The 10,302-nt window shown below is 58.1% G+C and carries 13 protein-coding genes and 1 tRNA gene; 9 read left to right on the forward strand and 5 right to left on the reverse strand.

Annotation, left to right across the window (positions count from 1 at the left end; all coding sequences use genetic code 11):
* Positions 1–357 precede the first annotated feature (357 nt).
* The 3 genes from ACWGS8_RS06335 (at position 358) to ACWGS8_RS06345 (ending at position 1,635) form a co-directional block, all read left to right on the forward strand.
* A tRNA-Glu gene (locus tag ACWGS8_RS06335) sits at positions 358–432 on the forward strand.
* A gap of 511 nt (positions 433–943) precedes the next feature.
* The gene (locus ACWGS8_RS06340; RefSeq protein WP_454580128.1) at positions 944–1,192 is read left to right on the forward strand and encodes a hypothetical protein; all 249 of its coding nucleotides are present in this window, start codon (positions 944–946) and stop codon (positions 1,190–1,192) included.
* Between the two features lie 128 nt (positions 1,193–1,320).
* A complete protein-coding gene (locus tag ACWGS8_RS06345; protein ID WP_454580129.1) occupies positions 1,321–1,635 on the forward strand; it encodes a hypothetical protein in 315 nt (104 codons plus the stop codon).
* Between the two features lie 107 nt (positions 1,636–1,742).
* Here ACWGS8_RS06345 and ACWGS8_RS06350 read toward each other — a convergent pair whose 3' ends face one another.
* Positions 1,743–1,997: a hypothetical protein gene (locus ACWGS8_RS06350; protein ID WP_454580130.1), complete on the reverse strand. Its 255-nt coding sequence runs from the start codon at positions 1,995–1,997 to the stop codon at positions 1,743–1,745.
* Between the two features lie 496 nt (positions 1,998–2,493).
* Here ACWGS8_RS06350 and ACWGS8_RS06355 point away from each other — a divergent pair, with 496 nt between their 5' ends.
* From ACWGS8_RS06355 to ACWGS8_RS06365, 3 genes are all read left to right on the forward strand, one after another.
* Positions 2,494–2,733: a helix-turn-helix domain-containing protein gene (locus ACWGS8_RS06355; RefSeq protein WP_454580131.1), complete on the forward strand. Its 240-nt coding sequence runs from the start codon at positions 2,494–2,496 to the stop codon at positions 2,731–2,733.
* 492 nt (positions 2,734–3,225) lie between these two features.
* Positions 3,226–4,254 (forward strand): hypothetical protein, encoded by a 1,029-nt coding sequence (locus ACWGS8_RS06360; protein WP_454580132.1) that lies wholly within the window; start codon positions 3,226–3,228, stop codon positions 4,252–4,254.
* A gap of 177 nt (positions 4,255–4,431) precedes the next feature.
* Positions 4,432–4,638, forward strand: coding sequence for a hypothetical protein (locus ACWGS8_RS06365; RefSeq protein WP_454580133.1), 207 nt, complete (start codon positions 4,432–4,434; stop codon positions 4,636–4,638).
* Positions 4,639–4,841: 203 nt separating this feature from the next.
* Here the strand turns inward: ACWGS8_RS06365 and ACWGS8_RS06370 are convergent, their stop codons facing one another.
* Complete coding sequence (locus ACWGS8_RS06370; protein ID WP_454580134.1) at positions 4,842–5,279, reverse strand: hypothetical protein; 438 nt, start codon at positions 5,277–5,279, stop codon at positions 4,842–4,844.
* A 453-nt stretch (positions 5,280–5,732) separates the two neighbouring features.
* Here ACWGS8_RS06370 and ACWGS8_RS06375 point away from each other — a divergent pair, with 453 nt between their 5' ends.
* The 3 genes from ACWGS8_RS06375 (at position 5,733) to ACWGS8_RS06385 (ending at position 7,981) form a co-directional block, all read left to right on the forward strand.
* Complete coding sequence (locus ACWGS8_RS06375) at positions 5,733–5,930, forward strand: hypothetical protein (RefSeq protein WP_454580135.1); 198 nt, start codon at positions 5,733–5,735, stop codon at positions 5,928–5,930.
* Positions 5,931–7,196: 1,266 nt separating this feature from the next.
* Positions 7,197–7,370, forward strand: a complete 174-nt coding sequence (locus ACWGS8_RS06380; protein WP_454580136.1) for a hypothetical protein — start codon at positions 7,197–7,199, stop codon at positions 7,368–7,370.
* A gap of 74 nt (positions 7,371–7,444) precedes the next feature.
* Positions 7,445–7,981, forward strand: coding sequence for a DnaJ domain-containing protein (locus ACWGS8_RS06385; protein ID WP_454580137.1), 537 nt, complete (start codon positions 7,445–7,447; stop codon positions 7,979–7,981).
* A gap of 31 nt (positions 7,982–8,012) precedes the next feature.
* Here ACWGS8_RS06385 and ACWGS8_RS06390 read toward each other — a convergent pair whose 3' ends face one another.
* The 3 genes from ACWGS8_RS06390 to ACWGS8_RS06400 all read right to left on the reverse strand — a co-directional run bounded on the left by ACWGS8_RS06390 (position 8,013) and on the right by ACWGS8_RS06400 (position 10,209).
* Entirely contained in the window at positions 8,013–8,366 is a 354-nt protein-coding gene (locus ACWGS8_RS06390; protein WP_454580138.1) for a TadE/TadG family type IV pilus assembly protein, read from the reverse strand.
* A 166-nt stretch (positions 8,367–8,532) separates the two neighbouring features.
* Positions 8,533–8,973 (reverse strand): TadE/TadG family type IV pilus assembly protein, encoded by a 441-nt coding sequence (locus ACWGS8_RS06395; protein WP_454580139.1) that lies wholly within the window; start codon positions 8,971–8,973, stop codon positions 8,533–8,535.
* Positions 8,974–8,979: 6 nt separating this feature from the next.
* Positions 8,980–10,209: a pilus assembly protein TadG-related protein gene (locus tag ACWGS8_RS06400; protein ID WP_454580140.1), complete on the reverse strand. Its 1,230-nt coding sequence runs from the start codon at positions 10,207–10,209 to the stop codon at positions 8,980–8,982.
* Between the last annotated feature and the right edge of the window lie 93 nt (positions 10,210–10,302).

The following is a 10,302-nucleotide window of genomic DNA, read 5'->3' on the forward strand; positions in this document are numbered from 1 at the left end:
GGCAAAATGGTCAGGACCTGGATCGGCACACTCCGCCTTCGTCATCGCGACACCAAAGCGCGCTAGAATGATTGGAACCGATCCGCGTAACCCTTGTTGGTCAGCGGTCATTGAAATCGACCGCACTAAAGGCCGAATACATGACCGCTCCAGACTTACGCCGTCGCCGTCATTTTGCCTCTTGCCCAAAAGGGGCCGTCCATACATGACGAAGCAATGGGCTGTCTCCGCTAATGACCAAGCCATGCGGTCGTGATGAAGCCCCCGATTCCAGAGCCCCGCAAAAAAGTTGTCCAAGCCGGCATCTGACGGGTTGCCGGGTGCGCACAACGTCAGTATAAGCCGCTTCGTCTGAGCGCGCCCATCGTCTAGCGGTTAGGACACCGCCCTTTCACGGCGGTAACAGGGGTTCGATTCCCCTTGGGCGTACCAGAATTTTCAAGCACTTAGCTGCCATCTATGCCGATGCGTCGAATAAGCAACGAATATACGTCTGCGAACAAATGCGAACGAATATCCAGGAAGGGCGACTGTCGTGCGAACTGCGATCTTCGGAATGGCCATTGCTAGCATCGCCGGTTGCTCAAACAGCAGCGAATCTCGCTATCAAGTCTCTGAGGGTTCGATTGCAGCCTATATGAACCCAAGTCAGTCGCAGTCGACGACTGTCTTGCTTGATCGGCAAACGGCCCAAACGTGGTATTTGGTTCGCGACGCCACTGGCGGGGTGACTTGGCTACCGCTCGGGCAGCCTATCATGCTCAATAAATAAAAGCCCCGGAAGTCGGAGCCGCCAGCCGTTTGAGTTTGGCAGTGGCGTTCAGCAGCCGCTACCCGCCTGGCACATCGTATACCCCGCATGGCGTAGTTAACCGTCATCGATTGACGAGCAGATGACGTTACGTTAACTTTTTATTAGTTATGGCTAATGCAGGGGGTTTTAGTGAAAATCGCTATCGTTTGCGCGACGCTTGTCCTTGCCGTGTCGAGTGGTGCCTTGGCGCACGAAAAGAAGAAAGCGACCGTCGCTGCCAAAGCGTGTGCTGGTCTTTCGATCAAGGCTGCCGTGGCAGCAAAACTGGACTGTGGTGCAACTGGCACCCTCGCAACGCCGCACACTGATAAAAAAGCCGATCCCGAGCCACGCCTTGGGTATGATACGAACCCTTTTCCCGCCTCTTTCGGGCTTTAGAAGAAATAAGCCCGACCACCTGAGCAGCCGGCCACTTGTTGTAAGAGCACCCTGAGGCCGAAGCCGCCGGGCCGGTTGCGGGGCTAGTTGGTTCCTGCGAATATGCGGCGTGGAAGGGGGGATATGCCATGGCATCAACATTCTGGAGTGCCGTCGTTTCCGGCGTGGTCGGGATCATTGTAGGGATCGGCGGCACTGTTACCACCGGCGCATTCGGATACTTGAACAAAAACAGAGAACTCGACATTGAGATGGTTCGGGTTTCGCTTTCAATTCTCGCGGGCGAGAACAAAGATACTTCCCTGCCCGGTCGCCAATTCGCGCTGAGAGCACTTGAGCGTTATTCGGGTGTCCAGATTCCCGACGCAGATTCTCGGAGTGGGCGAAACGGGGCACTGTCCCTCCCGTCGCGTCCGACCTTGGCGCTGTATTTGCCGCGATAGATGCGATAGCCAAGTTGCAGAAGATGGCGCCGGAAAAATCGGGCGCTCAATAGCGGCTCGGAAGCCGAGGGCGCCGGGCCAATTGGTTTCGCTGGCGTAAGTTGATATTAAAGGCCCTGACCGCCCTCAATAAAGCCGGGACCGTCACAATCAGCCGGATCGGCCTCCCGCTCGTCGTCGCCTTCCCGCTCGTCGTTGATGTCGCCTCCGTGCTCGTTTTCTTCCTCACGATCGTCGTACGGGCTTCCGCGTCCATCCTGCCAAGGCATAGTGGCCTGTGGGCCGCGCTCGCCCCAGCCCAGGGACGGTTCAAGGTCGGCTTCATCCTCCAAGTCGGGATCTGGCGAGAGATCGTCGAGCAAGTCGATCAGAGCCGCGATCGACAATGACAGCGATTTGCGGCTGGTGCGGTCGATCTGGAGCGTGAGCGTTTCTCCTGTGTCGCCAACTTGGCGACTTACGCCGGCTTCCGCCCTTCTTGGTAAAGCGTATCTCGCTTTCGGGGATCATGGCCGCGTCTCCCGCTCGATCCGCTCAACGATGCGATTTCCAGCCGCATGGAGCGCGTTGGAGGCGCGGAGGAGCCTAACGGCTAGGTGAAGGCGCCCCAGGCGCGTGCGGAGCGCCGCTGCAAGCAAGAGGCATATCGCGGCGTAGGTCATGACGGCCTCCGCTGCACGATCAGGATACGGCCGGAAAAGCGGCCGATGATGGCATCCGGTCAGCGAGCACAGCTCCGCCGGCTGCCGGAACGGTAGTGTTCGGCATTGGTATTCTCCGTTGAGATTAGAGTATCAACATGATACCAATGGCTCACTGCAAGCCAATAGTCAATACTTTGGGATAATCGTGATACTAATGGATAAACTGACTGGCCGACAAATTGCTGCCGCCCGCACTCTCGTTGGGGTCACACAGGCAGACTTAGCCGCGAAAGCGAACATTTCCGTCCCTACGCTTAAGCGCATGGAGGCCAGCCAGGGTGAGGCCGCCGGCATGGCGAATAATCTAGGCGCTGTGCGGTCGGCATTGGAAGCGGCTGGCGTCGAGTTCATCCCTGAGAATGGCGGTGGCGCTGGCGTGAGGCTGAGGAAATGATCAGGTCAGTTTTTGCGATCTTGTTGGCTTTGGGAAGCGTTAGTGTCGGAGAGGCAGCGGAGTGGCAGGCGCTTCCGGGGATGACATCGGCGAGCTTAGCCCAATCCGGATGGAGAGAGACTGGTGCAGCCGGGCTGTCATGGCCCGATGGAAGGCAGTCGCTGGTGTCGTTTTGGACGAACGAGGATGCGAAGCCACGGGTCACCTTCCGCTGTGTCACTTATTTCGACCAATACCTCCAGCAAAAAGGCGAATCTTGTTATCAGGCCGTGAGCAAAGATTAAAGCCGGTTCTCTCCCTGATGGCCCAGCAGCGGCGTGGCCGCGACTGTCGTTCAGGCGATCGCCGCAGTTGCCAGCCTGTCCCATTAATCCCGGGGCGCGCGCCTTTGCGAAGCGCCTCCTGTCCCATTCGGTGAAATCGTCAAGCACTCCCCTTGTGGGGAACGGCTCTGCGTCGCATGTTCCCAGCTCTTAGGGAGGGGCAAACCCCGTGGCGGCGAACGAAGACACACCAAAAAAAGAGAAACGCACGATTGATAGGAAACGCGAATCTACCTTTTCAATGGACGTTGGTGACGAGGGGGATGGCGAATTAAGGGACATGGTTCCCACTGCCGAAGCCATGTTTATTATCAAGGATAGGTCTGTCTATACAATCAGGATGGCAGACCAGATCGATCCCGACCGCACCAACATTGATCTCCCCAATATGCAACAATTAGTGGCGGATTCTGGTTCCGAATCCGAGATAGTTGGTCGAACCCTGATGACGGCAAATCAACTTTTCACAAAGAACCATTTCCCCGATCCAAAGATGCGCGACCTATGCATCACGACTTCGCTCGAAATAATGAGCCAGCTTTTGGCCGCAGAGAAGATACGGAACGCGATAGAGGCTGATGAGGGCCGCGAGATCGAGGCGGCAAAGGAGTTCAACCGAACGAGAATACCCGCAGTCACTGAGGTTGTTGCGCGCGCGAACACGTTTGTCCAGAAGATCGAGCATGCTCTCCAGGCCGTCTACCGTCTCCCTGAGGTCTTCTACGGGTCGGCCCAGTTAAAGGCTTTAGGAGGATGGCCCGACAGTCTAGAGAAGTTTTTTGTCAAAGAGTATGGGGCCAATGACTCCTTGACCTTGTTCGCAAGAGAATTGTCGCCGTTTGCGCATCAAATTCGAAACGCACGACACTGCGTCGAACATCCAAGTGAGACCCAGCGCTTAACAGTGAAGGATTTTGAGCTGGGAGCCGACGGGGTCATTCGGCGTCCGAGCATTGCTGTGCTCCATGCCAAAACTCCAATCGGCCAAACAGATTTAGTGGTCTTTCTGTCGGCGTGGATCAAGGGGCTGACCAATGCGGCTGAGAGTATGATGATTCATCTTGCCGATCGGAAGCACGAGAAGATGGGCCAATTCCCGATAGCGGTTACCATCTATCCTGAAGATCGTCGCCGACACAAAAACGTCAGGGTCGGATACGTGATAAACATATCGGGTGAATGGCACCCTTCGGGCTAAATTGCAGTTCGGTATGGTCCCGCTCTACATCGCCGCCATCGCCGCCCTGATGCTCGCGCTCTGGCGCTTCCCTGTGGCCTGAATTTGGGCAAGCATTCGTGCCTCGGCGGCAATGCGCTCCAGACTTAGGAACCGACATTCGACACGCTCGTTCTCCTGAGCGATCTGGAGGTCCGAATGTTCAATCCGTGGTTCGAATTTTATTTGTCGGCGCTGGACGCACAGCAGGTGATCTGGCTCCGAACGCTACGGATTGCCAGGGGAGGCAAATTGGCAGAGCGGGAAGCGAAGCAAATGGTCACTGAGAAAGTCGAGGCGGCCGCGCTTGCCGGCATGCTCTTCGCTACCGGCTCCGCGCGGCCAGGCCGCTCTACAAGTTCGTGATCCTGCATGGCTCGCTTTAGCCCGTCTCGTTTCGGGACGAAAAATGCTGGCATCGGATTTGCATTGCATAGATTGCCGGTGTTCCTCCCACCAGCCCTGATCGCGGGGATCAGGAAGTAAACCTTCGCCGGGCTTGAGGAATTGGGGTTCCTCGCCCGGCGAGTTTTCTTTCAATGCTGTGGCGCGGCACGCCCTGACCGGCTTTACCTTGCCACGAAGAGATCGCTCGCGATGCATTTATGGACCGGGCAATAATCTGTGTCGGTCGTCGGCACGCCCGCGCCAGTAGCCACCTCGCCAGGACCGCATTGCTTCTGCCCGCTGACATAGAGGTCGTAGCGCGTCAGGCTGAGGTTGAATATGGAGCGGTAGCGAATGACGGTGGTGCCGTCCTGCTTCAGTAGTGCCTGAACTTCGGCGCAACTCAGGCCGGCGATATCCCTGCGCTCTTGCGCTTGAGCCTGCACCACGAGGAAGAGTAACGGAATTGCAATCGCGATCGGTTTCATGGCGCCCACCAGCGTTTTCGCCCGACCGATGGTGTAGACTTGACCAACCGATGTGAAAAGCCCTCTGCCTTTGGCCTCGCCAAGGGACGACATGCGGTTGGTGTCATCGATGGTCGAGAAAATCCTGACCATGTACCTGCGCGACAAGGGCTACCTATTAGCAATCGCTCAACTAAGACTGAAATCCCCTTACGCCCCTCGATCAAAGGTCGGCTTCCAGTCGCGATTCCGCTCCCGATTTTGGCCGTCATAGTCCGGGATGCAGGTGAAGAACACCGGGCGCCTATCGCGGCCCGCGGCCTTGCAGGGCGAGCAGACGAATAGCCCGACAAGATCCTCATGCATCGAGCCATGGCCAGGCCCAAGGCGGTCTGTGAGCGCTTGTATATCGAGTTTTGTCGATTTGCAGCACATGCGATGAACTGCTGCAGGGGGATCCAACGTCTGCATCGCAAGTACGGTTATGTCACAATCGCGTTGATCGATTCGGATCCTGACCTGCCCAAGTACCGGGTGTCGTAGGAACGAACGATGTCTGCGAGAGTTTCTTGTCCTAAGATTTTCGCTCTTTGAGGAGCCTGCACCATGTTGTTTGAGCCGTTGAATTCGGACGGTCACCTGCGCAGCCTGGTTTACCATGGCGCGCGACTGCAGTTGCTGCATGATCGCGTGCTGAAAAAGTTCGACAAGGTGGCCGCCTCGGCGGACAAGGTCGAGGCTGCGGCAGAACTGTTCGCTGATGTTACCCGGCCAGCCGAAAGCCGCGTGACGCTGGGGATGTGAAGCAGGAGGAAGAGCGCCGACGTTCGATCTTGGCGCCCCTTTTCTCAAGAGCCCCTTTGCGACGTTGGTGACGAGCGCGACGTTTTGCGATATGCATCAAATGCCCACCGGCGAACGGGTGTGAACATTTAAGACTCGGCTGGGGATGCTGGGTGACCAGAAGAACATCAGGCGTGGTGAAGAATTCCGTGGTCCACTGATTGCCGTTGGCATTTTCGGCCCCATGGCCGGAGCTGCGATGGTGCTATTCCTGGCGGAAGGTTCGCCGCCACCTCGGATCATGTCACCCTCCCAGCCGGCGCCCTCTGCTTATCCTTGGTGGTCCGCACGGTGCGCCAGTTTGGCTTCTCGAGGACGCTGACTATATAGGTTGTGCTCGACCTGTCGGTCATGGCCAAGGCCTTGCGTTTTCCTTCATTCGTACGCTGTGATTATATTAGCATTAACGTATGTATTGCCCAGCCGGCGTCGCTGTTGCTCACAAAACGGCCCCGGCCCGGCGTCCTATTCACATCCCAATCTGCAGGCGCCGGGCCGCTCATTGCGTGGGACCTCAGGCGCCTGTCAGATGGGTCTATCCGGCAAGCCGGATTTGAAAGGTCGGCCGCGAGTTCATTTGCATTTTAGCTAATTGAGTGTGAGATGGTCATGAAATACGAGCGGGGGCTCATGACCACAGACATTTTTCTGACCGCTGTCGCGGCATTCTCGTTACTCGTTCCGCTGTACTTTATCCTTAGGTGAGGCGTTAAGCCGCCCCGTTGGCGTCACCAGCGCGCGTTTCCCGCTGGCGCTGTCCTACGAGGCTTGCCGCGCGTCCTGGCACCCGCCTATGGCCAGTCGCTGTGTCACTGGTTGCACCTGCAAGCCGCTTGAACGCAGAAACCTCGCCGCTCCATTTGCGAAGCGGCGAGGCCCACCCCACACTCGCCCCAATTGCCGGTCCCAACAGCCGGTATCGCTGGCAATGCAATTGTTGTGCCAGCGCCAATTGATCCATTGCGGGACAAAGGATCGGTCGCAGCAAGGTACGCGGCCGCAGCGTCCGGCCCGCTCAGGCGCCTCCCGCTCCAGAGCGGCCAATGCGCGCTCCTCGGCGGCGAGGCGGTAGCGCGGCACTGCCGCCTCCTTCCCCCGCTCACGCTCGAGGCGCCCTTGCCGAGTCCCGGGAGCAACCGCATCAACCATCTTATTAGCAAGCGCTTGTATTCATCATAAAGCCGGATCATTATCCAAACCATCAGGTCGCTGAAGGGGTAGAGCGCCATGGAACTGAGCTGCTATGATCCGAGCGGGAGCATTTTTGCATCACCCGCCTTCCTCAACCTCACCGCTGTTTTCATGATTCTGGCCGCCTTCACCGTTACGCGGCTCTTTGCAATGTCACGCGCGGATTCTCTCGACCAGCTTCAGTTCGCGCCGATCCAAGTTGCAAGTTGAGGACTGTTGTTTCTTGCCTTCCGCGGTCATGCTCTCAAGGGTTTGCGCAATAGCGATGTTGTGGGGGCGATGTCTTGTTCGTTGATTACTACGAACTCCTGGAAATCAGCCCGAACGCCAACTCGGAAACGATAGAACGGGTATTCCGCTATTTCGCCATGCGCTACCATCCTGACAATCAGGACACCGGCGATGAATCGCGCTTCGGCGAAATCCTGGAAGCCCACAATGTTCTCAAGGACCCTGTCAAGCGCGCGCAATACGACATTCAGCACAAAGACCATTTGAGCCTGCGAACGGAGTTGGTTGGAGAGGCCAGCAACAGCACAACGATCGAGCGTGATGTGGCCATTCAGGCGAAATTGCTCTCGCTGCTCTATGTCAAACGCCGGCAAGACGTAAACAACCCCGGCATTGGCGATACAGAAATCGAGCGTTTGTCAGGCTGTCCACGAGAACACCTTGAGTTTCATCTCTGGTACCTGAAAGCCAAGGGCTGGATTGGAAGGATCGAGAACGGAACCTTCGCGATCACGGTGGAAGGCATCGACCGCGCCAATTCCGAACATCGCCGTGACACCACGACAAGACTGCTGGACCATGCAGGCTGAAACGCCGACGCTCGCGCCAGGCTCGTATTGACTAACCGCCGACCAGCGGCACGGTAACGGTGGTGGCGTAGTTGATCGGAAAGCTGCTGAGGTAAGGAAAATCGACGACGAAGGCATAGGTGGCGGTCAGATGCGCCATGCGGAAGCCGCCGCTCGCCGGGTCGATAGCGATCGTCACGTTCACATTCTTCAAACCCAAGGCCTGCAATTTCTGCGTTGCGATCGATTGGATGTCGGCCTGGGTCAGCGTGTTCTGAAGCTGCAGCGAGCGCGATGATGTCTCCAGCGTATAGCGAACGCTGGATACCGAATGCATCGACCAGCCCAAGGCGAAGATCCCGAACAGCAATATGATGAGGAACGGCGCGATCAGCGCGAACTCCAACCCGGCTCCGCCCGATCGATCCCGCGGGAAGGCGCTTGTCCCAGCGCAGTTCCAGGAAAAATGTGAGACGGTCTTCCCGTGAAACGCGCGCCGCGCCTTTCCCAAGGAATCGCGGCAAAACAAAGAGTTAGGGCGCTTCGCCATTTCCGCGAAACGGTGAGCCGCGCTAGCGAACACGGATCACCTCCAGATGGCCGATGACGCTGGAAGCGGAAAAGACGCCGAAGGTGAAGGGCGGCGTCCAGGTGGCCGATGCCTGGATCTGAACATAGACCGACGGCACCTTTGGCCCGCTGCACAGAGTGGCGGCGTCGACCACGGTCGTCCCGCACATATAGATCCGGCTTAGCGTGACCTGGCCGTCCGCCGGACGTTTCTCCCAGCTCGAAATGGCGACGGCCTGCGTCGCCGTATCGTTGGTCGATCCTTCCATGATCAGGTTCGCGGCGGTCTTGACGCCGGCGCGCATCGACAGCGAACTCGTTACATAGGACCAGCCGTCGATGATGCCGAGCAGCGCCGCGCACAGGAAAGGCAAGACCATCGCGAACTCGACCGCGGCAACACCTGAAACGTCGCCAAGGATCGGCTTTGATCGGAGTTCCATGGAAGCCTACTCGACCAGCGCGACGGACTGCGTCGCCGGAATGTCGCGCATCCCGAGGCTCGTGCAATCCTGGCTGATGTTTGAGTTGCCGGACCATTGGATCAGGTCCGCAACGACCTGGGTGCACCCACTGTTGCCGGAGAAATTGCCGAGATAGTTGACCTGCTGCTTGGGGAAATACAGCGCACCCGTCAGCAGCGAATCCGCCGTGCCGTTGAAGGTGCTCTGTCCGCCGGTGCTCGTTCGGTCGCCATACATCAGCACGCCGGAATAGATGCCGGAGGTCGGCGCGCTCAGGGACACGGTGGCGTTGCCGTTCATCGAAACACGCGAGCCGCCGGCGAGATAGATGGTGACGCCGTCACCTGAGACGTTGGCGTTCGCATTCACTTTGAAATCGCCACTCTGGATGACATAGACGCCAGGCTGCAAGGTGACGGTGCCGCTGAGGCTTAGCCCACTGCAGTAGGTGCCGGGCTTCAACGTCGACTTGTTGGCGTTCTGGCAGGGGTTCGAGGCGGCCGGGGCTGGCAGGTCGGCAAATGGATCAACGGCAGGCAGCGCCTGGGTTATCGGAGCCGCGCAGACGGTCGTAACGGGATTGTTGAGAGCAACACCACCCCCCGATATCAGGCAGTCAGCCTGGAGGCTTGCCGAGCCCTGAAGCTTGATGGCGTCCGAGGCGATTGAATTGGCCATGACCGAGCAGCCGATGAGCTTGACGCTCGTGTTGCCCGAAAACAGCGCAGCCTGCGAAGCGGATGGGTCGAGCGCGAGCACGCAGGCCTTCGAAGCGTTGATGATGACGGCCACCGCCCTCGCCTGTTCGGGCACCTGGCCTTGTGTGAAGATCGAGGTGAACATCCGGTTGATGTTCTGAGCGACGATGACCTCGACCGCTTTCTTCGCCGTATTCGGCCCGGACGCCGGTGGTGTGTTGACGACGATCGTGCCCGAGCCCAGTCCGTTCGTCGCTGCCGACTGCGTCGCGGCCGCGATGATCGTCGGCTTGTCGGAGCCTGAAATCTGTTCAAGCGCGCCGGCATAGGCTGCGGCATCGGCGGTCGCCTGCAGTTTCAGGCTGTTGTAGTACCAGTAGGAGGTCTCCACACCGAAGCCGGCCGCGCCGACGACGATCGGCAGGCTGAGGGCGAAGATGGTGGCAACATTCGCCCTTGTACTCCGGCGTATACCGGTCGCGACGAGCCGAATTCGGGTGAAGCGATTGAAAGTCATAGCTTAAATTAGAAAGCACGCATATATGAAGGAACGGCTAAAAAGTTCCGTTCATTTTTGATCAGAGCTTCGATTGGCTTCAAACGGCCGGCT

The sequence above is a fragment of the Mesorhizobium sp. 43Arga genome, from assembly GCF_053714255.1.